The following is a 25,958-nucleotide window of genomic DNA, read 5'->3' as shown; positions in this document are numbered from 1 at the left end:
TTAACAATAAGGGCCGCTGTCGGCTACGACAGTCGCCCTCTTTTTTATGAAACCATTTACAAAAAAGGAATGTTTTTTCGAGAGAAATTTGCTATAATAAAGTTATGAGATTCAAACACACGAAAACTATTTTATTAATCATTACAAATCTCCTTTTACTGAGTCTTTTGTATATCGGCTATCAAAAGATTCAAAGGGTTCGTGAACAAAAAGCCTATCAGGATCAGTTTGCTAAGGTTACCCAACTTGAGAAAAGCTCTGAAAAAGGGAAAGATGTTCAAGTTCAGGAAGGGATTTTAGGAACTTCTTATGTGACGGCTTATTATCCTACTAAGGATGGACAGCCTGTTGAGATTGTGAAAGAGAAGATCCAAGAAGACCTTCAGCGTCTAGGATCCGATGAGAAAACCAAGGAGCCTAAGCATTTGACCTTCTACCATAGTGAAGAAGCAGAAGCGCCTTTTGTTGGTTATCACCCTATCCAAATCAAACGGGCTGAATACCAGTACAAAAAAGGGAAATTCATCAAAGATGAGACGGTGAAGTTGCCCCTCTTTTACTTGGATGATGATAGTAACCCTTTGACCCTCAGCCAGGTTTTTGCGGATCCAGATGGAGCCAAACAGATCTTTTTGGAGGAATTACGGGGGAATCTAGCCTTTCGTCAGCTGGATGAGGAAAGCATTGATCAAATGGTTGCCCACTTCTCAGAGTTGGATTTGAGCCAATGGGAATTCCAATATGAAAAAGGAATTTTCACTATTCCATTTCCAACCAAGGTTAAGGGAGATGATACCTTCACTGTTCCCTTGTCTAAATTCTATGACGTGATTGATACAGAGCGCTTGCTTCCTGATGATCTAGCTTCTTACGAATCCTATATTGAAGAACGCCACCGTAAGATGATTGCTTTGACCTTTGATGATGGACCAGATCCAACGACGACCCCTCAGGCGCTGGCCATCTTAAAGAAATACAATGCCAAAGCTACCTTCTTTATGATCGGAAAAAATGTCAGTGCGAATCCCGATATTGCTAAGCAAGTCCGCAAAGAAGGTCATCAAATCGGGAACCATACTTGGGATCACCCTCAATTGCCAAAATTGAGCTTGGATAATGCCAAAAAAGAGATCTTGGATACCCAAGAAGCTATTCAAAAAGCGACAGGTGTGCAGACCAAGATTACCCGTCCTCCGTATGGGGCGATCAATAACGCTATCCAATACGGTGTCGACCAATCCTTCATCATGTGGGATGTGGATAGCCTAGATTGGAAGACGCATAATACGACGGCCATTCTCAATGAAGTGAAAAAAGAAGTCAAACCGGGTTCGATTATCCTCATGCATGATATCCATCAAACCACGATTGACGCTCTACCGACCGTCCTTGACTACCTCAAATCACAAGGCTATACCTTTGTAACGGTGGATGAATTGTTGGATTATCAACTTGAAAGTCATCGTATCTATTACAATGGAAATTAACGTAAAAATCCTCTGCAGTTCATTCACTAGCAGAGGATTTTCTTATTCATTTAAAAAGAGTTCGGAATTTTTTAAAACCAGTTCACGTACAAAAGCGTATTTTTTTAAGGATTTGAGTTCTTCTGGGTGGGTGATAAAGGTGATTACATAACCCTCACGCCCCATTCGTCCTGTACGACCGGCGCGGTGGGTATAGGTCTCCACATCACGAGGAATATCGTAGTTAATCACACACTCAAGATGTTCAATATCGATTCCACGAGCGACCAAATCGGTAGCCAGCAATAGGGTTAGCTGATGGTCTTTGAAGCGCTCCAAAATGACCTTGCGGTATTTTACATTGACATCACTGGCCAGCGATACAGCTTCGACCCCCCGGTATTGTAGTTTTTCTTCAGCACTACCCAGATCAGATAGGCTGTTGAAAAAAGCCAGACCACGAAAATCTTCGACGTAGGCGAGTTTGCGGAGCAATTCGACCTTGTCCCGCTTATCCACTTGCATATAAAAATGTTGGATATTGTCTAAAGAAACTCCATCAACCGTAATGCGAAGAGTATTTTCTTCTAGCTGGTCTGGATCGACCTTGGATGTGGCGCTCATATAGATATATTGGTGGTCACGGGGAGCATAGTGGCTGATCTTGTCGACGAAGTGGTACTGAGAATCGCTCAGTAATTGGTCGAATTCATCTAAAATGATGGTTTCCACATTCATCATTTTGATCTTTTTCAGCTTGATCAGTTCAAAGATCCGACCAGGCGTCCCAACCAGGATTTCGGGTCCTTTTTTGAGGCGTTCGATTTGCCGTTTTTGACTAGATCCTGAAAGGAAGAGTTGGGTCTGGAGCCCGAGAGGTTCTGCCCATTGTTTGGTGACATCAAAAATTTGTCCCGCTAACTCTGTATTAGGAGCTAAAATCAAGAGTTGTTGGGCCTTCTTCGATTTGAGTTTGAGCAAGCTTGGAAAGAGGTAGGCGAGTGTCTTACCAGTACCGGTAGGACTGATCCCGAGGACATTTTCTCCTTCATAGATAGGGGAGAAGATTTGTTCCTGAATTTCAGTGAATGTATCAAATCCGAGTGTTTCTAACTGGTCTTTCCAGCTTTGTGGAAATTGTTCTTTCATTCTTTTTCATCCTTAAATTGTATTCCAGCGCTTTGACGCATTTGGTAGAGGGTTTCATGGACCTGCTCAGCTGTTTGTAACCATTCAAGATAAGCAGCTGGCTTTTGATGAGCGATGGCAAGGGCAAAGGCTTCCGCCTCTTCTTGCATTTGGTGTGGGCAGGGCTGGATCGGAAGGTCGATGACTTCCCCAGAATGGCTGACGAAGCGGGCCTGGTTGATGGCTGCCACAGCATTGAGAGTTAGCGTTCCAGTCTTGGTGTAGATTTCAGCAGGTAGATGGCTGGTAATATTTTTCCCCGCCTGAATAGCAACCTGAAAATCTGGATAAATCAAGACACCTTGACCATAGAGATCAACCGAATTGGGTAATTGCTGAGCAGTATAGTGGCTGGAGATGGGTTCTCCAAAGAAGCCAATCGCCAAGTAGAGGCAGTAGACTCCCAGATCCATCAAGGCTCCGCCTGCATAGACATCTGAGAAAATATTGGGCATTTCACCTGCAAGAAGGGCCGGCAATTTAGAAGAATATTTGGCAAAGGTAAAGTTGGCGCCCAGTATTTCCTGGTTAGAGAGGAAGTTTTTAACTACTTGAAAGGCTGCTTCTTGGTAATTTCTGGCAGCTTCAAAGAGATAGACCTGGTGCTCATTAGCGAGCTTGACCAATTCCTTCCATTCAGAAGGGGTGGTCACAGCCGGTTTTTCAATGATGACATGCTTCTTGGCCAGAATAGCAAGCTTGGCCTGAGCGAAATGAAGAGAATTGGGGCTAGCAATGTAAATCACATCCAGCTCACTGTCTAAGAAGTCGATGAAATCCGTGTAGCAAGAGATCGCTCTATAAGGCTCACAAAACTCTTGAGCCGTCTTCATCTTTCTCGAATACACAGCCTGCAAGTGATAGTGGCCTGTCTGATAAGCAGCTGTAATAAATTCATGTGAAATCCAACTCGTACCAATAATTCCCAGCTTTAACATAAGGTGTCCTTCCTCAATCGATTCACTCTATTATATCATGAAAAGGGGGAGGGGCGGGGTGGAAAATACTAGGGTTTATGAGAGTTTTTTGTTACAATAGAAAGTGAATAAATCAAGGAGTAAGAGATGACCATATCAGTTGTAGTCCCATGTTTTAACGAAGAAGAATCGATTCCATTATTTTATCAAGCGATGGAACGTGTTAGGATGGAGATGGGAGAAAAGTTTGAATATATTTTTATAAATGATGGCTCCTCAGATGGTACGCTATCCGTTCTTCGAAAGCTACATGTTACGGATTCAAATGCGCATTACCTTTCTTTTTCTCGAAATTTCGGAAAAGAAGCAGCACTCTATGCTGGACTTGAGCGTGCTAATGGTGAATTCGTCACAGTTATGGATGTAGATCTACAGGATCCTCCAGAGTTATTGCTTCAAATGAAGAAAAAATTGGATGAAAATTCAGAATTAGACTGTGTCGGTACCCGACGAGTAACTCGGGATGGCGAACCACCAATTCGATCCTTCTTTGCACGCATGTTTTATAAATTGATCAATCATATCAGTCAAGTAGAAATGGTCGACGGTGCGCGTGATTTCCGTTTGATGCGCCGTCCCATGGTCGATGCGATTCTAGAGTTATCAGAATACAATCGCTTTTCAAAAGGAATTTTTGCCTGGGTAGGATTTGAGACAGAGTACCTCGAATATAAAAATGTTGAGCGCGTGGCAGGAGAGACGTCTTGGAATTTTTGGTCCCTCTTCAAATACTCGATTGAAGGGATTGTCAATTTCTCGGATGCCCCATTAAACATTGCCTTTATTGGTGGACTGTTATCTTGGATCTTAGCCTTTATCATGGTGATTCTGATTGTGATCCGCACCTTAGTCTTTGGAGATCCCACTTCTGGATGGCCATCCCTCATGACAGTGATTCTTTTCCTTGGAGGCTTCCAATTATTAACCATCGGGATTTTAGGGAAATATGTTGGTAAAATCTTCATGGAAACTAAGAAACGGCCAGTTTATGTTGTGAAAGAGGAGAAATAAAGAATGGTTGAGGATTGTAAATCAATATTTCAGAATCTTTTTGAGTATATAAAAAAAAATAGAGCTGCATGTTACCTCATTTTTGTTATCTATTTACTTGTAAATATAAATATTAGTTTAGCAGAATTTCCTTATATTGACGACATTGGTCGACAACTTCAGGGCTACACAGGATTTTCTGAACATTATTCCCGATATTTTAGTGAAATAACATCTCGTTTTATTCAGGGTGGAACCCACTTAACTGACCCTGGTTTGACAACAAATATTATTTCGTCTATTGTTTTAAGTATTACAAGTATTTTATTATTATTTATCTTATTTCCCAATAAGAAGATAGATTGGTTCACTGCACTATCATCAACTATTGTCGGTTTAAATCCTTGGTTCTTGGAGCCATTGAGTTTTAGATTCGATAATCCTTTCATGTCCTTGAGTGTATTTGTGTCTATCTTGCCATTCATTTTTTTGAAGTCCAACAAATTGTTTAGTTTGAGCTCGATATTATGTATTTTTCTAATGTGTAATTCTTATCAAGCATCTTCAGGGATTTATATTTTGGTTGTCCTAACCTTAGTATTTTTAGAATTTCTAAATGATAATAAATTGAATATTCAAAGGATTATTATATCATCCGTATCGTATATTCTAGGTATGATTTTATATAAAGTTCAAATTACAATTAAGCCACCAATTTTCGCAGACCAAGGTAGGATTCCTGGATTGTTAGATATTCCAGCTACGTTATTTAATAACGCAAAGGGGTATTTAAAAAATATTTACAATCAAAGTTCGAATATTTGGATAGTTCTTGCTGCTATTTTAATTATTTTTTTAATCATATCTGTTTATTTGGTAAGTAAAGAAAAGAAATTGACAAAAACAGTTTTAGCAATTTCCTGGTTATGTTTAGGCTGTATCTTTAGTTATGGTTCTTACCTAATTCTTTTAGAAAAGTTCTATCTTTTAAGACCTAGATATGAATATGGATTGGGAATCTTCTCATCAATCATCTTGATTGTAACCTTAGGGATTTCGACTAAATTTCATTTCTTTGAAATATCAAAAAAATTCTTAATATTATTAAGTGTATACTATGTGTTGTCATTCTCGTTCATTTATGTTGATAGTTTAAAGCAACAAAATAAAACATTCGAAACACAGAGTGTCATGTTAGGCAGTACACTTAATAAGTATGTTTCAGCGGAAAATAGGGTGGTTAATATTAATAGGTTTATATCAAATTCACCTATATACGAAAATTCAGCTCTTGTTTACCCCATGATTAGTAGCCTAATTATGCCAAATACAAATATCTCCTGGGATATGACGATGCGATTTAATAGCTTAACGAAACTAGATGTTGATTTTAAAATGTTTGATATAAATCAGATAGATTCTAGTTATAGAAAAGTTGAAACTACAAAATTATACGATATTTTATCTAAAGATGATCAATTATTTGTTATAATGAAATAGAATTTAGTTTGCTAATGAACAATAAATACATTAAATTTTAACGAATGTTAAAATAAATTTTTAAGGAGATTTTACCATGATTTTAATTACAGGTGCAAATGGTCAACTTGGGACAGAGCTTCGCCATTTGTTGGATGAACGAAATGAAGAATATGTAGCTGTTGATGTGGCTGAAATGGATATCACAGATGCAGAAAAAGTAGATGAGGTTTTCGCAGAAGTGAAACCAACCTTGGTTTATCACTGTGCTGCCTATACAGCTGTTGATGCTGCTGAAGATGAAGGAAAAGAGTTGGACTATGCCATCAACGTGACTGGTACGGAAAATGTAGCAAAGGCATCTGAAAAGTACGGTGCAACCTTGGTCTATATCTCAACGGACTACGTTTTTGATGGTAAAAAACCAGTGGGTCAAGAATGGGAAGTAGACGATCAACCAGATCCTCAAACAGAGTACGGTCGTACCAAACGTATGGGGGAAGAATTGGTTGAGAAGTATGTGTCTAACTTCTATATCATCCGTACAGCTTGGGTCTTTGGAAATTACGGTAAGAACTTTGTCTTCACCATGAAAAACCTTGCGAAGACTCACAAAATACTTACAGTTGTTAATGACCAACACGGTCGTCCAACCTGGACCCGTACCCTTGCAGAGTTTATGACTTATTTGGCTGAAAACCGTAAGGAATATGGTTATTACCACCTATCAAATGATGCAGAAGAAGATACAACTTGGTATGACTTTGCAGTTGAAATCCTCAAAGATACGGATGTTGAAGTGAAACCAGTGGATTCTAGCCAATTCCCAGCTAAGGCAAAACGTCCTCTTAACTCTACGATGAGCTTGGCAAAAGCGAAGGCAACAGGGTTCGTCATTCCAACGTGGCAAGATGCCTTGAAAGAGTTTTACAAACAAGAAGTGAAATAAATTTTTTGATAATATAAGAAAGGCCTTTCAGGTCTTTTTGTGTTATATTTGCTTGTCTTTTAACATTTTATAAAAACTATAGTATAATAAGGGGAAAGTCTTTTGTAGGAGAAATATTTTTTCAAAGTATAATGAATTTATTAAAGAAGGTAAACATAATGAATGATAGAGATTTTTCAAAAATTTCTTCAAAACAGAATTATATTTGGAATATGTTAGGAACGATCTCATCATCTTTAGTGTCAGTTGTTCTTTTGTTATTAGCTTCAAGGTTACTTGATCCAAAAAATTCAGATATTTTCAGTATAGCCTTTGCATTAGGACAACAGTTCTATGTGTTAGGATATTTTCAAATACGAAATATGCAGTCGACAGATGTACAAGAAAAATATACTTTTAATTCATACCATAACACTCGTATTGTGACGCTATTGTTAATGATACTAACTTCTTTTTTCTATATTATTATACAAGGATATGATTTGTATAAAAGTTTAATTGTGTTATTGTTAGTACTTTACCGTGCGTTTGATGCTTATTCAGATGTATTTCAGGGTTTTTTTCAACAACATAATAGATCAGATTTAGCCGGAAAAATTTTATTTTATAGAAGTTGGGTCTGCATCATCATTTTTGGTTTGTGTTTATTTCTCTCAAATTCATTAATGATTTCAAGTGTTATAGTTTGTTTAGCAAATATTTTTCTTACAATAATTTTAGACTATAGAATTTCGAAGAAATATTTTGATATTGATTTTTTACCATCGTTGAAAAATGATAGTTCTAATATCATTTCAATTTTAAAAGATGCTTTCCCATTATTTTTAAATGGGTTTCTAATTACCTATGTTTATAATGAAGCTAAAATAGATATTGATACATTATTAGCACAGGGCTATTTTTCAAATGGTATTCAAAGAGATTTTAATGTTTTATTTATGCCGGTATTTGTTTTATCTCTATTATTTTTCATTTTACGTCCTTTAACAACTCAGCTATCAATTTATTGGTACGAGAAGAGATATAAATTATTTTACAAACAGGTTCATATTCTTTTTTCTGTAATGTTTATTTTAGGTTTAATAATTATTGGTATCGGTTATTTGGTAGGTACAGAAGTACTTGGATTTGTGTATGGTACTTCTTTAGTACAATATAAAGTTCCATTTACTATATTACTTACAGCAGGCATTTTAAATGTTCTTGCATTGGTTATTGATGTTGTATTGACAATCTTTAGGAAACAATCTTATTTAGTTATTGCCTATATAGTTACATTTTTTATTGCAAAATTGATTACAATGCCTTTTGTAATGAATAATGGTATTTTTGGAGCTGCCGTTTCATTTTTAATTTCAATGACTGTTTTCTTAATATCTAGTTTTTTAATTTATCTTTATGTAAGTTATAAAAGTTTGAAGTTAAAATCTCAATAATATTTGTTGCCTATAATAGTATAATATAAAACCAAGTTCATTTGCTGAAAAATTAATTAGTACGTTTTCGTGTGTTAATTTTAAAAGGCCCAAATAGACAAAGTGAGGAAATATTAATGACAAATCCAGCAATTTCTATAATAATTCCTGTATATAACGCACAAGAGGGAATTAAACAATGTATAGATTCTCTTCTGAATCAGTCATTTACAGATTTTGAAATTATTCTTATAAATGATGGCTCTACTGATAATAGTTTAGAAGTTATTAAAGAGTATGCGGATGCTAATGATTTTATCCGAGTAATAGATAAAGAAAATGAGGGAGTTGCTAAAACTAGAAATAAGGGTATACAACTTGCTAAAGGGAAATATGTTGTCTTTATCGATAATGATGACTTTGTTGATTCGGATTATTTAGAGCGTTTTTATAACGAAATAGACCAAGAACAACTAGATATTGTTCTTGGTGGTTATAAGCGCGTTAATCAGGAAATGAAGACACTTTTTAAGCAAGATTTAACACAATCTGAATGGTCTAAGTATATAGTCGTTGCACCTTGGGCACGTATTTATCGAACTTCGTTTTTAACAGATAATAATATCCAGTTCTTTGATTATCCAATAGGTGAAGATGTTATCTTTACTTTGACTGCTTACAATTTAACAGAAAAAATTAAAATAATTGATTATAATGGCTATAATTGGTTTTTTAATGAGAAGAGTATCTCAAACACATCTCAAAGAGGCTTTAATCCGAATATAGATATTGTGTATTTCCTGAGTCACTTGCTTCAAGTTGCTGGCGATTCAAAATATATTCGCTATTTTATTAAACGATATTACATTTGGTATTTACTCTTTTCTGGAAGAGTCGCTTCAAGTTCGTCATTTATGGATCAATATAGAAAAATTAAACAATGGCTTTCTAAAGAAGGTATTGATTCAAATTTAACACCATTTTCATCTGAGATAACAGGAGAAAGAATTCAAACAGTTATTTCTGTAATGGCTTTTAGAACTTTAGAACGTTTGAGATTAGTTTCACTGTTTTCGAGATTTTACTGTAAAGGAAAGGAAAAGTAGTTGAGAGTTTTAATGATAATTCCTGCCTACAATGAGGAGGAAAGCATTTTCGACACGGTAACAAGTATCTTGAATTACCGCAAGAAAGTTGATTTTGATTTGGACTATGTTGTTATCAATGATGGCTCAACAGATAAGACAAAACAAATTCTAGAAGAGAATCATTTTAATGCTGTTCATCTTGTGATGAATCTTGGTATTGGTGGTGCGGTTCAAACAGGATACAAATATGCATTAGAGCATGACTATGATGTAGCAGTTCAATTTGATGGCGATGGTCAGCATGATATTGAATCCTTATCAGACTTGCTAGAACCAATTCAAAAAAACGAGGCGGACCTAGTTATCGGATCTCGTTTTGTTGGTGACGTTAAATCAGAATTTCAAACGACTTTTATGAGACGCTTTGGAATCGGTGTGATTTCTAATCTGATTAAATGGACAACAGGCCAAAGAGTTTTAGATACAACGTCAGGCTACCGTTTAGCTGATAAAGCTGTTATTAAACAGTTCGCTATGCGTTATCCAATCAAGTATCCTGAACCAGAAACTATTGTTCATATTTTGAAACGTAAATATCGTGTTGTTGAACGACCAGCAAATATGTTTGAACGTACTGGAGGTGTTTCTTCCATTACGCCAATTAAATCCATTCGTTACATGATAGAAGTGTGTTCGTCAATTCTTATCGCAGCCTTTATGAAGGAGAGTGAATAATGTCAGTTTTATCTATTGTGATGTTGATAGCCTCAATCTTTTTCCTTTATTTAGTCATTAGAAATATCAACAAAAATAATATATTATTTGAACAGGCATTCATGTGGATTGTTATCAGTCTTGTCATGATTGTTATTTCAGTGTTTGATTCTATTCCTGGATACTTTGCTAAATTACTTGGATTTGAATTGACCTCCAATTTTCTATTGTCTCTTACTATTTTTTTCCTGTTGGTTATTGGATTTTTACAAACCATGACTTTGTCAAAACAAAAAGAACAGATAAAGCATTTAGTTCAAGAATTGTCTATTTTGAAAAGTCATGTAGAAAAGAAAGAGGAGAATGATGAACAGTAATCATACTTGGGTGATCTGTGCTTATGGAGAGAGCGAATATTTGGAAGCTTGTATTCAATCTTTGAAGAATCAAACTCTCCAATCACAGATTATCTGTTATAGTTCAACACCACTGGACTCGATCAAAGAACTTTGTCAGCGGTATGATATTCCATTTTATACCAAAAAAGGTGGAGGAATTGGTAAGGACTGGAATAATGCCATGTCTTTTGTAGAGACAAAATATGCTACGATTGCCCATCAGGATGATTATTATGATCCGGACTATGCTGAGAAAGTTTTGGCTAAGATGGAAAAAAATCAAGATGTGTTGATTGGGTATTCTGATTATTTTGAAGAAAAAGATGGCCATAAAATTCCTGCGAATACAAATCTGAAGATCAAAACCTTGATGTTAAAAACCATGAATCTTTTTCCTGCTAGTCACTTTTGGCGAAACCGTGTGATGGCTTTTGGGAATCCGATTTGTTGTCCAGCAGTTACCTATAATCGAGAAAATTTGAAGAATTTCTATTTTGATGAAGGAATGAGAGTGAGTTTGGATTGGTACGCATGGTATAAGATCAGCGAGTATAAAGGTCGTTTTGCTTATGTATCTGACAAACTCATGTGCCACCGTATCCATGGAGAGTCTGAAACATCAAAAACCATTGCAGACAATACGCGTAGTAAAGAAGATCTATACATGTATGAACTCTTCTGGCCTAAATGGATGGCTAAGTTGCTAATGAGACAATATGTGAAGAGTCAACATTCAAATAATTAGTTTTTTATGTTTAGGGAGAAAAAATGAAAAACAGTAAAAGATTTTATTTATATATATTTATCGTATCTGTGTTGTATGCAATACAGTATTATATTAATAATAAAATTACACCAGTTGGAGATCAAACCGCATTTTTGAAATACGCAGAAGAATTTCAATATAATTATCTCTATTTCGGAATTGATCGTTATTTTACATGGAGTAGCAGACTGTTAATTGAATCAGCAACACTTTTATTTTCTGTTCATGAAAAACTATTTGTCATTGTATCTGCTTTGGCAACGTTTGTATTCCTATTACCTAGCAAAAAGTTCTCAAAGGAACTTCCATGGCTTCCAGGGTTCTTAATATTCATTTGTATTCCTGCAAGTGAATTTTTGAGTGCAGGATCAATTCCGACCTATGTAAATTATATTCTTCCGGCTTCATTCATGTTATTTTCTCTTTATTTTCGTCATTCATCAAACTTGTTGGTAAAGATTGCTAGTTTTGTAAGTTTTGTATTCGCTGTCATGCAAGAACAATTAGCAATTTATGCTTTTCTATGGATTGTTTTTGAACTCATTAGAGATTGGAAGATTAACAGTGACAGAAACTGGAATATTCTATTTGTTGTGGTTTCTTCATTAGGAATCTTATCAGCGAAATTAGCTCCTGGAAATACAATAAGATTTATGAAAAATGTAGATTCTTGGTTTCCAAATTTTATTAATTTAAATAGTATTCAAAAGGTGGGTCTAGGCATTTTAGAAACGGGAGATGGACTATTATCTGTCTCATTTGCATTTGTAATTTTATTTTTAATTGTTTCGGTAATTTTATCTATTTACAAAAATAATTTTACTAGTTTTATACTTTCTACAGTTGTTTTATTAACTATTTTAAGTCATAAGTTTGAATGGAGAAGTATATTGTTCACGCTATCCACTGTTAGTAAGCTTGCCAGAGAAAGTGGAACATTTGAATTTAATTTCGTTTATTTTGGAGCAGTTCTATTCTATTTTGTTATATTGTTTATTTTACTGTTTATTATATGGAGTCTTTCAGATTCTAAAGATAAGGTTTGGCTTTCCTATTTGTTTATAATTGGCCTGTTGGGACGTATGGTTATTTCGTTTTCACCAACTTTGTATGCTTCAGATACTAGGACCTATTTACCAATAATGTTAAGTGTTTTCATAATAACCTGTAAGTTTATAAATGAAATTTATTTAAAGATAAAACATAGAAAAATTAATTAGAAGTAGATTCATTCTACTTTTTTTATTATTAATGTGTTTTTCCATTTTTTTAAAAACTGTAGTATAATTAGTATTATATGTACTCTTTTTAAAGATTGAGGTTAGTATGCTTTTTTGTGAATAAAAGTGTATCATAAATATTTTATTATTAAACTTTGATTTTTTTTAGAATAAATATCGAAATGGATAGAAAAATGACTAAATTAATATCAGTAGTTGTAACATGTTACAACCATGAAAATTACATTGAACAATGTTTGCGAAGTATTTTTAACCAAACCTATCGTAACATTGAATTAATTGTTCTTGATGATGGTTCGACAGATTCTTCCTCAGAAGTTATTCAGGAGGTTTTGAAAGAATCGCCTTTTGTGACGATATTTGAATCTCACGAAAATATAGGTGTTGTGAGAACAAGGAATAAAGGACTCAATCTTTTAAATGGGGACTATTTTTTATTCGTAGATAGTGATGATTTCTTGGATAATAGATATGTAGAGGAATTATATGATTGTGCGAATAATCATCAAGCGGATATAGTGTATTGTGATTTATACAATTTTGAAAAAGATGAAACCTATTTAAAAGCACAAGAGTTTGATTTACATAACTTATTGAAATCAAACTATATTTCAAACTGTTCTTTAGTAAAAAAAACAATATTAAAGGGTATCTATTATGATGAAAAACTTTCAGGGAAAAAACTTGAAGACTATGATTTTTTCTTGAACCTCATTATTAATAATGGTGCTAAAGCAGTATATCAGCCGAATACCAAGCTTAATTATCGCGTTTTTGAGAAAGATTCGATTTCAAAAAGGGACTCCGTACGATATCATTATGAGATCTATCTCGAAGTTCTTGAGAAATATCTGGATAGGCTTCCTCATGACATTTATCAAGCAGTTTGTGATAATCTCATGACTTTAGAAGATCGTTTAGAAAGTTTAATAAGTCACCATAATGATGTTTCTGAATATGTAAAAGAATTACAAAGAAAGCAGAAACAACTTCATCGTAAGAGTCAAACGCAAGTAGTAGAATTGAAAGAGGCTCGTAAAGAGATACAACTGATTCGAAGTTCTCTTTCGTATCGTATAGGGAATTCTCTGATTAAACCTATTAAAATCACGAAGGTTTTATTAAAAAATCCACGAAAAATCAAGTCTTATTTAAATGCTACAAAGGATAAAATTGTTAGATTACGTCGTCATGTGACCCCACTTAAGGTTCGTCGGTTACGTCGTCTTAGAAATAGTCAACGGTCTGCTCTGTCATTTACTGGTAAAAGAGCGCTAGTCTATGTCATTTTCGAATCTGAAAATCGGTTGCAAGAATACAAATTACGTTTTTTACAGGCCTTGTCCCCGTTGATGGATGATGTCATTGTTGTTGTAAACGGTCAGCTTCATGTTGAAGATATCAATACACTTGAACCCTATGGACAAGTTTTGACTCGTGACAATAAGGGATATGACACAGCAGCCTTTAGAGAGGGGATCTTTGCTCTTGGTAAAGATAAGCTTAAAGATTATGATCAACTGTTCTTGGTCAATGATACCAATATTGGACCGATGAGGGATCTGTCTCAAGTTTGTCAAGAGATGACTGATAAGCATCTTGATTTCTGGGGGATTTCATTTGGAGAAGAGCAAGAAGATGTTACGAAGGAGAACCCATACGGCTATATTCCTAAGCACCTTCAGTCGTATTTTCTAGTTATTGAAAAGCTCATGTTAAATGATGATGCTTTTTATGAATATTGGACACATTTGACAGACACAGATTCTCGCGATAAGGCTATTGGTCGACATGAGACACGTTTTACCAAGTATTTTTCTGATATAGGTTATCGTTTCGATGCTGTGGTGCAAGAATACGAAGATTCTGCTATGTATATTCACCCGTTGAGGATGCTTAAAGCAGGTAGTCCTTTGGTCAAATACACAGCTTTGAAAAATTATGATGAGGATCAATTCTTGTGGCAAGGTCTTGAGCGTGAGTCAGAAGTTCCGGATTTGCTAGAGTATGTTGCTGAGAAGACAGATTACCCAGTGTCAATTTTGCAAGATATTGTCAATAAATTCAAAGCTGTTCCTCGTGAACAATATATTTTATTGATTGATGGTGTTGAAAATATTATTCCACAATGTACGCGCTATCGTGTTTTAAATAAAGCAGAGCAATTACGGAAACATGGATTTAAAGTTAAGGTAGTAAATTTATCAGAATTCGAATTGACTCAAGCTCAAAATGCAAGTCATATTATCATATATCGGTCACCAATTTCTCCTGAACTTCTCCGTCTTTGCCATTTGGCAAAGGACTATGGGAAACCAATTTTCTTTGATATTGATGATTTGGTGTTTGATACGCTATATACTGATCAATTGAGTTATACTAAAGGATTACCACACCATGAGAAGGAAAATTATGATGCTAATGTTCGAAACTATGGTTACATGCTAGAGAACTGTGACGGTGCTATTACTTCAACGAATCAGTTGCAAAAAGAGTTGAAGAAGTATCAAAGCAAGGTTTTGCTGAATCGTAATCTAGCCTCTGATGAGTTAATCTCTATCAGTAGTCAATTTCTTAAGGACTATTCTCAAGTCTCAGACGTGGTTAAGATTGGTTATTTTTCTGGTTCAATAAGTCATAATGAGAATTTTGAATTGATTAAACCAGCAATTAAGCAACTGCTTAAAAAATACAGTAATGTTCAATTACATATTGTCGGAATTCTTGATATTCCAAAAGATATGAAGCCCTTTGAAAATCAAATTGTCACTCACGATTATGTGGACTGGGACAAATTACCTGTATTGATTAGCGAGGTTGATATTAACCTGGCACCGCTTGTGGATTCTATCTTTAATCGTGCCAAATCTGAGATTAAGTGGATTGAAGCTGCTTTGGTGAAAGTACCAACAGTAGCAAGCAAGATAGGAGCTTTCTCGGATATGGTTATTGATGGTGAAACAGGTCTGTTAGTTACTGATGATCAGTGGTTTGACAAGCTAGAAGCTTTAGTTTTATCTCCAGAATTAAGGCAAAACTTAGCAGAATCAGCATACCGAGCAGTCCTTGAAAATTGTACCTTAAGCAAGAAAGATGAAATGGTGACTTATTTTGAACAGAATTAAACAGATAAAAGTTGAAAATTTATTTTTCATATTAGCAACGATTTTTATTTTCTCATTTATGTTTCTGTTTCCGATTAATCGTGTGCCAGATGAAATGAACCACGCGCGTATGACTTGGGAGACTATACACAAACAAACGGAGAATTCCTTTAAGTGGATGGATGAGATACCAAGTAATGATAAGGTTAAACCAAGGGAATATAAACAACTTCTAGCACGCAAAATTGAAATGAAGAATGAGCCATTTAAAGTTGGTATTAGTCTAAAAACGATTTCTTTTTTACCTCAATTAATTGGGATGACGATAGGAAGTTGGATTAGTCCCTCGGTTGGGATGATCATTTATATGGGGCGTATCTTTAATGCATTAGCTTATATACTTGGGTTATACTTTTTAATACGTTATTTTAAGTATGGAAAGACAGCCTTGATGTTTATATCACTATTACCAATTATGGTTCAACAAGCTTCATCTCTTTCTTATGATGTGATGAATTACTTGGAAGTGATGTTGGCTATTGGTTTTATCACGAATCTCGCCTATTCGAAACGATTTACCAATCGTAATTTTGTTCAAGTGATCGGCCTTGCGATTTTGCTTCTAGCAACAAAACCAAATAATATTTTGTTATTAGGTTTGATACCTTTTGTATCATTTGAATTTAAGGGTGTATTAAAAGTTTTAAATAGACCGTTTAAGTCACTAAAGATTATAGTTTCTAGATATAAGTTTGTCTTTTATTTTTTATTACTTTTAATCATTTTATTCATTTTACAATTGTTAATGAGAAATGAAGGTGGTCTCGTCCATTATAGTCATGTACTTTTAAATACACTTGTAAATGCAAGGCAAAATGGAGATTTAAATTCTATTCTCACAATAGGAGTTTTTGGTTATTTAGGAAACTTTACATTGCAGTTACCTCTATGGCTGATTTTCATAGATATAGCAGTATTGGTTTTAATTTTCTTAGCTAATGAAAAAGATTTCTTTTCAAAAGATTTTTCAATTTTTTCAGCCTGGTTGTTTCCAATTCAAGTTCTAGCTACTGTAACAGTTATGTACCTTCAATGGACACCGATTGTTCTTGGACACGGGGCTTCTGTTTCAGTTGGTTCTCAAGGAAGATATTTTACACCATTTTTAATCCTCTTTTTACCTTTAGTGGCAAATTTAGGAAACTTTGAAATCTCGCAAAATAAAGTTTTAAAAATTTCAACCATAACACTACTAGTAAATTTTCTAATTTCCATTTTTTTGATAATTCCTTTCTATTGGATGTAGGAGAAAATTATGACCAAAACAATTCTATTCATTTCTCCAACAGGAACGTTGGATAATGGTGCTGAAATTTCAATTGTAAATCTGATGGAATTTCTTGTGAAAAAAGGTTATCGTGTATTAAACGTTTTTCCTGATTATAAAGTTCCATCTCAAGAAGAGTATCAAGTAAGACTTCAGAAAGAAGGGATTGAGACATATGGTTTTTCAGCTGTCAAATGGTGGTGGGAAGAAGCACCGGGTGGTTTGCCGGCTAATCATTTTATACGAGTGAATTCTTATAATAAAAATGTCAAAGATATTCAAAATATTATTGTAGATAACAAGGTGGAACTTGTCATCAGTAATACAGTCAACGTCTTTCAAGGAGCACTTGCTGCAGCTTTTGAGAATGTCAAACATTTTTGGTTGATTCATGAATTTCCTGAGGGGGAGTTCGGTTACTACAAAGAAAAACTAGACTTTATAGATATGTTTTCTGATGAAATATTTGCTGTAACAGGAGCTTTAACTAAGGATTTAGAAAAGTATTTTCCAAATAGGAAGATTTATTCCTTTGCACCTTATACTCAAATTGAACCAAAAGAAGATATAAAAACTGAATCTAATGACCAACATCGTATTGTTTCGGTTGGTCGCTTGACTCAGAGAAAGAATCAGCTTGAGTTAATTAAAGCTTTTCAGATGCTTAATCGAGCAGGAACTGAACTTGTATTTTTAGGCGCATGGGATGAGGATTACAAACAGCTCTGTGATGATTATATTGCAGAGCAAGATTTGAAAAATATCTCATTTTTGGGGTATTTAGATGATCCTTGGTCAGAGATTACTGATAAGGATTTAGCTGTTTTTCCATCTAGTATGGAGACGTTTGGTCTTGTTTATGTTGAGTCTGTTTTAAATGGTATTCCAACAATTTTATCAGATAATGCGGGACATAAATCTGCTTTTGAATATATGAAAGAGCAAGGTCGTATCTACCCTTTGGGTGATTTAGATGCTTTAACTAGAATGATTTCAGAGGTCCTTGATGGATTTGACCAAGAGAAATTTGAAGCAGTACAATCAGTTCCATGTTTAAAAGAGAGATATTCTCTTGAGAGAGTTTATGCTAATATTACTGAAAAGATTGAGGATGATGAATTGCGTCATAAAAAAGTAAATCAGAAAGATACAGATTTTTTAAACAGCCGAAAAGCTCTAATAAAGAGTGTAAGATCTGCTTTTAAAAAAATATTTCGACTGAAGAAACTGGGTTAGAATTCTTTATCATAGTGGGAGTATTACAGAAGGAATTTTATTTAAAGCTCCTTCTGTGGCACTCCCTTTTCTGTTTGGATTAGGCAAAAAGCCTAGAAAATGGTATAATTGAATAGACTGTGAATGATTTGAAAGGGAACTCTATGCAACATGTTTTTATTATCGGAAGTCGTGGGCTTCCGGCTCAATATGGCGGTTTTGAGACTTTTGTGGACCAATTGGTCTCCCATCAAGTGTCTTCAGATATCCAGTACCATGTTGCCTGCCTTTCTAATGATCAAGCTTATCAACATTTTGACTACAAGGGTGTCGATTGTTTTACCATTAAAGCCCCTAAGCTTGGGCCTGCGCGTGTCATTGCTTATGATATGATGGCCATCAACTACGCCTTGAAGCTTATTAAGAAACAAGGAATTGAACAGCCGATTTTTTACGTATTGGGCAATACAATCGGAGCCTTTGTGGCCCCTTTTGCGCGCAAGATCCATAAGATAGGCGGACGATTTTATATCAACCCAGATGGACTGGAGTGGAAGAGGGCCAAGTGGGCCAAGCCGATCCAAGCCTATCTTAAGTATTCTGAAAAGATCATGACGCGCCACGCTGACCTGGTGATTTCTGACAACCCGGGTATTGAGTCCTATATCAAGGAAGCCTATCCTTGGTCCAAGACGACCTATATTGCCTATGGGACGGACTTGTCTCCAACCAGCCTAAGCAGTCAGGATAATAAGGTCCGAGAATTCTATCAGAAATGGCAGACACAGGAGAAGAACTATTATTTGATCTTGGGCCGCTTTGTCCCAGAAAATAATTATGAGACCGCCATTCGTGAATTTATGGCCTCTTCCACCAAACGGGATTTGGTGATCATTTGTAACCAGGAAGGCAATCCTTATTTTGAGGAGCTCCGAGCTCGAACTGGATTTAATCAGGATCCTCGTGTTAAGTTTGTAGGAACGGTCTATGATCAAGACCTCTTGAAGTATATCCGTAAAGAAGCCTTTGCCTATATCCATGGTCATGAAGTGGGCGGAACCAATCCTGGTCTCCTAGAGGCTCTTGCCCAGACGGATCTCAATTTAGTTTTAGGGGTCTCCTTTAACCAAACGGTCGCTAAGGATTCGGCTCACTATTGGACTAAAGAAACTGGAAATTTAGCACATTTAATTGATCAGGTTGATTCTTTAGAAGATGTATTTGAATGGGGGCAACGAGCCAAGGCCAATATGAAGCAAAACTTTACCTGGGAAAAAATTGTAGGTGAGTATGAGGAATTATTCTTATCATGAAAGTAAATATCTTGTTGTCCACCTATAATGGTGAACTGTATCTAAAAGAGCAGGTCAAAAGTATCCAAGACCAGACCTATCAAGACTGGCAACTCTTGATCCGAGATGATGGATCGACAGATGGTACGGTGGAGATCATTCAAGAGTTGGTGGCCCAGGATGAGCGCATTCGCTTTATCAACCAAGGAGCTATCGAAAATCTCGGTGTTATCAAGAGCTTCCATGCGCTTCTGAAATATGAAAAAGCTGATCTCTATTGCTTCAGTGACCAAGATGATGTCTGGCTTCCTGAAAAGATTGCTCTTCAAGTAGCAGAAGCCGCCAAGCACCCTCAAGAAGTGCCTTTGCTGGTCTACACAGATTTAAAAGTGGTCGATGAAAACTTGAATGTGCAGCATGAGAGTATGATTCGCACCCAGTCTGATCATGCCAATACCGGACTGATTCAAGAGTTGACGGAAAATACGGTAACTGGCGGAGTTGCCATGATTAACCACGCTCTGGTGGAGTTATGGACAGGTCAAGAAAAACATGCGCTCCTTATGCATGATTGGTATTTGGCCTTGTTGGCAACTGCCTTTGGGAAGCTCATCTATATCGATCAACCAACAGAATTGTACCGTCAGCACAGTAGCAATGTTCTGGGTGCTCGAACCCTCAGAAAACGGGTTAAAAATTGGATCCGACCCCATGTGCTGTTTGCCAAGTATTGGAATCTCATAGAGTCTAGTCAAGAACAAGCAAAAAATCTATTGGATCTGCCTGTCAGTTCCCAAACTAAAGAAATTATTGAAAACTTTGTCACCATTATGGATGTTCCACTAAAAGAACGTCTGAGACGGATTCGTCAGTATGGTTACCGGAAGAACCGAGCCTTTCACACCTTTGTGTTTACCAGCTTGATTCTGACAAAGTTTGCATATCGAGGTAAAAAATAATGTTTGACGTTTTTAGTCAGAAAAATCGAATTTTATTACGAGAGTTAATCAAAACAGACTTTAAATTACGCTACCAGGGATCAGCAATCGGTTATCTTTGGTCAATTCTGAAACCCTTGATGATGTTTAGTATCATGTATGTGGTATTTGTTCGATTCTTAAGATTTGATGATGGAACTCCGCACTACGCAGTTGGATTGCTTTTGTCGATGATTTTTTGGAGCTTTTTTACAGAAGCGACAAATATGGGGATGTTGTCTATTGTTTCAAGAGGCGATTTGTTGAGAAAGTTGAATTTTCCAAAACAGACTATTGTTGTTTCATCGGTGCTAGGAGCTGCTATTAACTTCTCGATTAATTTATTAGTTGTATTCACCTTTGCCTTGATTAATAATGTCTCATTTGGGATCCATACTCTTGTAATCATTCCTTTGTTTATTGAGATTCTGTTTCTTTCATTAGGCTTTGCTTTTATCCTATCAGCTCTATTTGTTAAATACCGTGATATTGGTCCAGTTTGGGAAGTAGTGCTACAGGCTGGAATGTATGCGAGCCCAATTATTTATTCAATTACATATTTATTACAACGAAATCATACTGATGTTGCAAAACTATTGATGATGAACCCAATTGCACAAATTTTGCAAGATATGCGTCACTATATTATTGATCCAGTTAATCCTCGTGGCTGGGACTTGTTTGATAATAAGTTAATTGCATGTATTCCATATTGTATTCCAATAGTTGTATTTATTATTGGAGTTATTGTATTTAACAGAAATTCTAAACGATTTGCGGAGATTTTATAATGTCAAGTAATATTGCAGTTAAAGTTGATCATGTCAGCAAATACTTTAAGTTACCAACTGAATCAACTCAAAGTTTACGAACAACTTTAGTAAACCGATTTAGGGGGATTAAGGGTTACAAAAAACAAGAAGTTTTACGTGACATTTCTTTTGAAGTTGAAAAGGGAGATTTCTATGGTATTGTAGGACGAAATGGTTCTGGAAAATCTACTCTATTAAAAATTATTTCTGAAATCTATGTGCCGGAAAAAGGTTCTGTCACCATCGATGGGAAACTGGTATCCTTTATCGAGCTTGGCGTCGGCTTCAACCCAGAGTTGACCGGTCGAGAAAATGTCTATATGAATGGCGCTATGCTGGGTTTCTCAACGGCTGAGATTGATGCTATGTATGAGGATATCGTAGACTTTGCTGAGTTGCATGATTTCATGAACCAAAAGTTAAAGAACTATTCATCAGGGATGCAGGTTCGTTTGGCATTTTCGGTTGCGATAAAAGCGCAAGGAGATATACTTATTCTTGATGAGGTTCTAGCGGTTGGAGACGAGGCTTTTCAACGTAAGTGTAATGATTACTTTATGGAACGCAAAAAATCAGGTAAGACGACAATTCTTGTAACCCATGATATGAATGCTGTAAAAAAATATTGTAATAAGGCTGTTTTAATTGAAAATGGGTTAGTTAAAGTAGTTGGAAATCCTGATGATGTTGCAAATCAATATAGTTATGATAATGCAGCAAATCAAAAAGTTTCAAATGATGATGTTACAATTGATGATGCAGCTATAAGCAATTTAAATATAAAATTGCTTTCGAATAAAATGTCAAGTCCTGAAGATCCCATTGAGTTTGAGGTTTCATATGATGTTAATCAGGACATAGAAACTTACATAGCTTTCTCGCTAACTGAAATTGATCGCGGTCTTTGGGTATATAATGATAATTCTTTAGATTTATTAACTGATGGAAAAGGGAGAAAGAATTTCCGCTATTCTTGTAGTTTATCAAGCTTGAATGATATCAAATTAAAACTTCAAGTTTCAGTAAGAGATAGCTCGAATACAATGCTTGCATTTGCCAAGGGAGATAATTCACCTATAATTTTATTAAATCGAACAGATATTTTAGATGATGATTTGTCAGCGAAAGATTCTGCTACCGGATTATTGCAAAGGAATGGGAAATGGGAGACGATGTAGATGAATAGAATTCTACTTTATGTTCACTACAATAAGTCTGATGATTTAAGTAGTCATGTTTTATATCAATTGGAAAAACTTTTCCCACTTTTTTCGCGTATTCTATTGATATCGAATAGTTACTTATCAACTGAACATTTAAAATCCCTACGAAAAATTGGCATTAATGAAGTTGTTCAACGAGAGAATATTGGGTATGATTTTGCTGCCTGGCGAGATGGTATGAATTATATAGGATTTAATTCCTTGATAGATTATGATTCGGTTACCTTGATGAACGATACATGTATTGGTCCCTTGTGGGATTTAAAAGAGTATTTCGAAAAATTTGAAAAACAAGTAGATATTGATTTTTGGGGAATGACTAATTTTAGAAAAACAAAGTATTTTAAGGAACATCTTCAGAGTTATTTTGTTTCTTATTCCCGTCAAGTTGTGTCGTCAAAAGTTTTTCAAAAGTTTTGGACAAGTATTAGGGATTATGAAAATATAAGAAGTGTGATTGATCGTTACGAGACAAAATTTACTGGTATTCTAACTAAATCTGGATTTAAATACGGTGTGGTTTTTAATACTTTGCACGAAAATTCTGATGAAATGGTTCATCCTGATTTTTCTTACTATAAACCTTTTAAAATATTAGAACATCGTGTTCCAGTTTTAAAAGTTAAAGCAATTCAGGCGCATCCTCTTCAAGCTGATCAGTTAAAAAATAAAATAAGAGAAGTTTCAGATTTTCCAATTGAAATTTTAAATAGTGTCTATTCTTCAATAGAATTTTTTTCTGTTGAAAATGAACAAACAGAAAGATACACTTTATTAAAAAAAGTGCGAAACAAAATTAAAAGAACAATAGGAAGAAAAGGATAATGGATTTAAATAAGATTTATAGCTTTTATAATAACTATCTTAAAAAACGTATTCTAAAAATTATTCTATTCTCTCTTGCGTTTGCATTATTAATTTTAAATGTTATTAATATGCAGTTTACAGTGAAGTCACATTATCGTATACAAGAGGTTTCTTATTTTAATAGTTCAATATTATTAATCGGTATTTCTAGTCTCTATTTGGGAATGATATTGTCAAAAATTTGGAATAAGAAATTTTTTATTAAATTAGGAGTGATCTATGGATTGTATTTATTATTTTCATATATACTTGATGCTAGTCTAAGAGTAAATGAAAAACAGTTTAATTTTTTCAAGAGCTTGCAATACTCTTTTCTTCAAACAGATTTCATATTTTATATTGCTTTAATTTTTATATTCGCTTTTGTCTATCATTATTTGATTTCTGTATTTTTCCCATTGTTTGAAAAATATCTAATTCCAATTTCGAATGATCGAGAAATATATACATTTATTTTCTATGCATTTTCTTTAACAGCTTTTTGTTTTTCTGATAGTAAATTTTTTAACGCCGTAATGGGGAGTAATTTCATTACTCAATTTCTTGAAAATAATATTATAAAACTTACGACTCCTACTTTAATAGAACTAGATAAACTGATTTTAACCTTGGTTATCATTGTTTTCTTTATTTCTTGTTATATTGTAAAAGGGATAAATGAATTAGAAAATAATAAACCGGGATTTGGCTTGGTGGTTCTTACGAGTGTTGTTTTTTCTATACTATTAAATTATTTTCTTCAATATAGTATACGAACAGATGTAATCGTAATGAAAAAACACATTTTTCCGGGGGCTACACTGTTTCAAATTAGCATTTTTTTTGCTGTGTTTTTGTTTCTGTACTCTATTATCAACGAGTATCTGTTGACTACCATCATAAATATATTGCTTATTATTGGAATTTCAATTTCAAGTTATTTAAAATATCAGTTCCGCCAAGAACCATTGTTACCAAGTGATTTAAGTTGGTTGAAAAATCCAGGATCACTTTTAGGATTTGTTGGATCAAGTTCTTATTTATATGTTTTTGTATTAATAGTTTTCTTTTCATTAATTTATTGGTTTTTTAAAGATATATTTCTTTATGGTAAAGTATTTAAAGCACAACTGGTTAGATTTGCAACAATTCTTTTTATTCTATTTTTCTTTTCTACTGTCTACTATTCCTTTAAAAATAGGCAAGATGGTAAAATGAGTGAACATATTCCAGTATTAGCAAACTTAAATAATCGGTATGATATTGCATGGTTTGGAAATACAGTTAATGCGCAAATGAAATCAAATAGCTATGTATGGTTTTCTCAGATGACATCCGATATTATGCATAAACCTGAAAAGTACAGTAAAACTTCTATTAAAAAGATTGAAGAAAAGTACCATTTAAAATCAGTAGAAATAAATAAATATCGAAATCAATTCATCAATGAACAAACTGTAATTTATGTATTAAGTGAAAGTTTTTCAGATCCATCAAGAATAGAAAAAGTTCAAGTTTCATCAAATCCAATTCCTAAAATTCAAGGAATAAAGAGCAGAACAACTAGTGGATTGATGAAATCTGATGGGTATGGAGGTGGGACTGCTAATATGGAATTTCAAACGTTAACAGGATTGCCAATGTACAACCTTTCTCCGAGCATTTCTATTCTATATACTCAAGTAGCACCTAATATGAAATATTTTCCTTCTATAAGTAATTATTTTGAACCTAAGAATCGAGATGTTATTCATATTGCAAGTCCTAGTAATTATTCAAGAAATGTAATATATGGGAATTTAAAATTTAATAAATTTATACATTATGGAAACAAAGGAAATAAAGGATATAATGTTGGTGGGAATTATAGTGATGATTCAACTTATCACTTAATTGAAGAAAATCTGAATAAGAATAGTCAATTTTTCTCTGTGATTACAATGCAGAACCATACTCCGTGGACGGAACTGAATCCTATAGATATGAGTGCGAGTTATCCAGGATTTTCGGATGGACAAAACAAATCTTTATCATCGTATGTGAGAATGCTTTCACAAACTGACACCGCCACCCAATCCTTCCTTGAAAGTCTTTCTAAAATAGATAAGAAGATTACAGTGGTATTTTATGGGGATCATTTGCCAGGTCTTTATCCTGAGTCCGCCTTTAAGAATAATCCGGAGAGTCAGTATCAGACAGACTACTTCATTTGGAGTAATTTTGATGCACCGAAATTGAACTATCCTTTGGTCAATTCAAGTGATTTCTCTGCTATGGTCTTTGAACAGACCAATTCAAAAGTTTCGCCTTACTATGCTTTGTTGACAGAAGTGCTGAAAAAAGCAAGTGTCGATAAAAAGGCCTTAGAAGGAGAAGCGCAAGAAATTGCAGAGGATTTGAAAATGGTTGAATACGACCTAATTAGTGGGAAAGGTTACCTTTCTAAAGACTTCTTTAAAGTTCCAACCAACAAATCCAATTAAAAGGAGCA

General features: G+C 34.7%; 21 protein-coding genes. 19 read left to right on the top strand and 2 right to left on the bottom strand.

The genetic code is table 11. The features are described from left to right. Positions 1-104 precede the first annotated feature (104 nt). A complete protein-coding gene (locus RDV49_RS08490) occupies positions 105-1,487 on the top strand; it encodes a polysaccharide deacetylase family protein (protein ID WP_003006627.1) in 1,383 nt (460 codons plus the stop codon). A gap of 42 nt (positions 1,488-1,529) precedes the next feature. On the opposite strand, the gene RDV49_RS08485 is transcribed toward RDV49_RS08490, so the two are convergent. Beyond that, positions 1,530-2,615: a DEAD/DEAH box helicase gene (locus RDV49_RS08485; protein ID WP_003006630.1), complete on the bottom strand. Its 1,086-nt coding sequence runs from the start codon at positions 2,613-2,615 to the stop codon at positions 1,530-1,532. Beyond that, a complete protein-coding gene (locus RDV49_RS08480) occupies positions 2,612-3,592 on the bottom strand; it encodes a Gfo/Idh/MocA family protein (protein ID WP_003006633.1) in 981 nt (326 codons plus the stop codon). Before RDV49_RS08480 ends, RDV49_RS08485 begins: the two co-directional genes overlap by 4 nt. 126 nt (positions 3,593-3,718) lie before the next feature. Between RDV49_RS08480 and RDV49_RS08475 the strand changes: the two genes are divergently transcribed. The 18 genes from RDV49_RS08475 to RDV49_RS08390 all read left to right on the top strand — a co-directional run bounded on the left by RDV49_RS08475 (position 3,719) and on the right by RDV49_RS08390 (position 25,950). Further along, positions 3,719-4,642, top strand: coding sequence for a glycosyltransferase family 2 protein (locus RDV49_RS08475; protein WP_003006636.1), 924 nt, complete (start codon positions 3,719-3,721; stop codon positions 4,640-4,642). Positions 4,643-4,645: 3 nt separating this feature from the next. Next, the gene (locus RDV49_RS08470) at positions 4,646-6,121 is read left to right on the top strand and encodes a glucosyltransferase domain-containing protein (protein ID WP_003006638.1); all 1,476 of its coding nucleotides are present in this window, start codon (positions 4,646-4,648) and stop codon (positions 6,119-6,121) included. A gap of 76 nt (positions 6,122-6,197) precedes the next feature. Beyond that, complete coding sequence (rfbD, locus tag RDV49_RS08465; protein ID WP_003006641.1) at positions 6,198-7,049, top strand: dTDP-4-dehydrorhamnose reductase; 852 nt, start codon at positions 6,198-6,200, stop codon at positions 7,047-7,049. A gap of 131 nt (positions 7,050-7,180) precedes the next feature. Continuing rightward, positions 7,181-8,485 carry an oligosaccharide flippase family protein gene (locus RDV49_RS08460; RefSeq protein WP_003006644.1) on the top strand — a complete coding sequence of 435 codons (1,305 nt, stop codon included), beginning with the start codon at positions 7,181-7,183 and terminating at the stop codon, positions 8,483-8,485. A 71-nt stretch (positions 8,486-8,556) separates the two neighbouring features. After that, positions 8,557-9,570, top strand: coding sequence for a glycosyltransferase family 2 protein (locus tag RDV49_RS08455; protein WP_510675588.1), 1,014 nt, complete (start codon positions 8,557-8,559; stop codon positions 9,568-9,570). After that, the gene (locus RDV49_RS08450) at positions 9,571-10,287 is read left to right on the top strand and encodes a glycosyltransferase family 2 protein (RefSeq protein WP_037607820.1); all 717 of its coding nucleotides are present in this window, start codon (positions 9,571-9,573) and stop codon (positions 10,285-10,287) included. It begins immediately after the preceding gene. Beyond that, complete coding sequence (locus RDV49_RS08445) at positions 10,287-10,643, top strand: DUF2304 domain-containing protein (RefSeq protein WP_003006654.1); 357 nt, start codon at positions 10,287-10,289, stop codon at positions 10,641-10,643. The genes RDV49_RS08450 and RDV49_RS08445 overlap by 1 nt, the downstream gene beginning before the upstream one ends. Further along, positions 10,633-11,409: a glycosyltransferase family 2 protein gene (locus RDV49_RS08440; protein WP_037607823.1), complete on the top strand. Its 777-nt coding sequence runs from the start codon at positions 10,633-10,635 to the stop codon at positions 11,407-11,409. Before RDV49_RS08445 ends, RDV49_RS08440 begins: the two co-directional genes overlap by 11 nt. 23 nt (positions 11,410-11,432) lie before the next feature. Further along, positions 11,433-12,650 carry a hypothetical protein gene (locus RDV49_RS08435; protein WP_003006660.1) on the top strand — a complete coding sequence of 406 codons (1,218 nt, stop codon included), beginning with the start codon at positions 11,433-11,435 and terminating at the stop codon, positions 12,648-12,650. Positions 12,651-12,844: 194 nt separating this feature from the next. After that, the gene (locus RDV49_RS08430) at positions 12,845-15,796 is read left to right on the top strand and encodes a rhamnan synthesis F family protein (protein ID WP_037607825.1); all 2,952 of its coding nucleotides are present in this window, start codon (positions 12,845-12,847) and stop codon (positions 15,794-15,796) included. Continuing rightward, positions 15,783-17,081 (top strand): DUF2142 domain-containing protein, encoded by a 1,299-nt coding sequence (locus RDV49_RS08425; RefSeq protein WP_003006668.1) that lies wholly within the window; start codon positions 15,783-15,785, stop codon positions 17,079-17,081. Before RDV49_RS08430 ends, RDV49_RS08425 begins: the two co-directional genes overlap by 14 nt. A gap of 9 nt (positions 17,082-17,090) precedes the next feature. Then, positions 17,091-18,338 (top strand): glycosyltransferase family 4 protein, encoded by a 1,248-nt coding sequence (locus RDV49_RS08420; protein WP_003006670.1) that lies wholly within the window; start codon positions 17,091-17,093, stop codon positions 18,336-18,338. A 143-nt stretch (positions 18,339-18,481) separates the two neighbouring features. Beyond that, entirely contained in the window at positions 18,482-19,630 is a 1,149-nt protein-coding gene (cps2T, locus tag RDV49_RS08415; protein WP_003006672.1) for a beta 1-4 rhamnosyltransferase Cps2T, read from the top strand. Continuing rightward, positions 19,627-20,568 (top strand): glycosyltransferase family 2 protein, encoded by a 942-nt coding sequence (locus tag RDV49_RS08410; protein ID WP_003006675.1) that lies wholly within the window; start codon positions 19,627-19,629, stop codon positions 20,566-20,568. The genes cps2T and RDV49_RS08410 overlap by 4 nt, the downstream gene beginning before the upstream one ends. Next, positions 20,568-21,377, top strand: a complete 810-nt coding sequence (locus tag RDV49_RS08405; protein ID WP_003006678.1) for an ABC transporter permease — start codon at positions 20,568-20,570, stop codon at positions 21,375-21,377. The genes RDV49_RS08410 and RDV49_RS08405 overlap by 1 nt, the downstream gene beginning before the upstream one ends. Further along, positions 21,377-22,576 carry an ATP-binding cassette domain-containing protein gene (locus tag RDV49_RS08400; RefSeq protein ID WP_003006679.1) on the top strand — a complete coding sequence of 400 codons (1,200 nt, stop codon included), beginning with the start codon at positions 21,377-21,379 and terminating at the stop codon, positions 22,574-22,576. The genes RDV49_RS08405 and RDV49_RS08400 overlap by 1 nt, the downstream gene beginning before the upstream one ends. Further along, complete coding sequence (locus RDV49_RS08395) at positions 22,577-23,446, top strand: rhamnan synthesis F family protein (protein WP_003006681.1); 870 nt, start codon at positions 22,577-22,579, stop codon at positions 23,444-23,446. Then, entirely contained in the window at positions 23,446-25,950 is a 2,505-nt protein-coding gene (locus RDV49_RS08390; protein ID WP_003006684.1) for an LTA synthase family protein, read from the top strand. Before RDV49_RS08395 ends, RDV49_RS08390 begins: the two co-directional genes overlap by 1 nt. Positions 25,951-25,958: the final 8 nt, after the last annotated feature.

Origin of the sequence: Streptococcus parasanguinis (genome assembly GCF_031582885.1) — a bacterium.
Classification (GTDB): Bacteria; Bacillota; Bacilli; order Lactobacillales; family Streptococcaceae; genus Streptococcus; species Streptococcus parasanguinis_M.
Note: the sequence above shows the minus strand (reverse complement) of the source record. Positions and strands in the feature narration are given on the sequence as shown.

Bases quoted from the DNA above. Each gene is read 5' to 3' on its own strand.
- cps2T (WP_003006672.1), top strand. From the start codon at position 18,482: ATGCAACATGTTTTTATTATCGGAAGTCGTGGGCTTCCGGCTCAATAT.
- RDV49_RS08475 (WP_003006636.1), top strand. From the start codon at position 3,719: ATGACCATATCAGTTGTAGTCCCATGTTTTAACGAAGAAGAATCGATT.
- RDV49_RS08470 (WP_003006638.1), top strand. From the start codon at position 4,646: ATGGTTGAGGATTGTAAATCAATATTTCAGAATCTTTTTGAGTATATA.
- RDV49_RS08420 (WP_003006670.1), top strand. From the start codon at position 17,091: ATGACCAAAACAATTCTATTCATTTCTCCAACAGGAACGTTGGATAAT.
- RDV49_RS08395 (WP_003006681.1), top strand. From the start codon at position 22,577: ATGAATAGAATTCTACTTTATGTTCACTACAATAAGTCTGATGATTTA.
- RDV49_RS08460 (WP_003006644.1), top strand. From the start codon at position 7,181: ATGAATTTATTAAAGAAGGTAAACATAATGAATGATAGAGATTTTTCA.
- rfbD (WP_003006641.1), top strand. From the start codon at position 6,198: ATGATTTTAATTACAGGTGCAAATGGTCAACTTGGGACAGAGCTTCGC.
- RDV49_RS08430 (WP_037607825.1), top strand. From the start codon at position 12,845: ATGACTAAATTAATATCAGTAGTTGTAACATGTTACAACCATGAAAAT.
- RDV49_RS08480 (WP_003006633.1), bottom strand. From the start codon at position 3,592: ATGTTAAAGCTGGGAATTATTGGTACGAGTTGGATTTCACATGAATTT.
- RDV49_RS08440 (WP_037607823.1), top strand. From the start codon at position 10,633: ATGAACAGTAATCATACTTGGGTGATCTGTGCTTATGGAGAGAGCGAA.
- RDV49_RS08435 (WP_003006660.1), top strand. From the start codon at position 11,433: ATGAAAAACAGTAAAAGATTTTATTTATATATATTTATCGTATCTGTG.
- RDV49_RS08485 (WP_003006630.1), bottom strand. From the start codon at position 2,615: ATGAAAGAACAATTTCCACAAAGCTGGAAAGACCAGTTAGAAACACTC.
- RDV49_RS08405 (WP_003006678.1), top strand. From the start codon at position 20,568: ATGTTTGACGTTTTTAGTCAGAAAAATCGAATTTTATTACGAGAGTTA.
- RDV49_RS08410 (WP_003006675.1), top strand. From the start codon at position 19,627: ATGAAAGTAAATATCTTGTTGTCCACCTATAATGGTGAACTGTATCTA.
- RDV49_RS08490 (WP_003006627.1), top strand. From the start codon at position 105: ATGAGATTCAAACACACGAAAACTATTTTATTAATCATTACAAATCTC.
- RDV49_RS08390 (WP_003006684.1), top strand. From the start codon at position 23,446: ATGGATTTAAATAAGATTTATAGCTTTTATAATAACTATCTTAAAAAA.
- RDV49_RS08400 (WP_003006679.1), top strand. From the start codon at position 21,377: ATGTCAAGTAATATTGCAGTTAAAGTTGATCATGTCAGCAAATACTTT.
- RDV49_RS08445 (WP_003006654.1), top strand. From the start codon at position 10,287: ATGTCAGTTTTATCTATTGTGATGTTGATAGCCTCAATCTTTTTCCTT.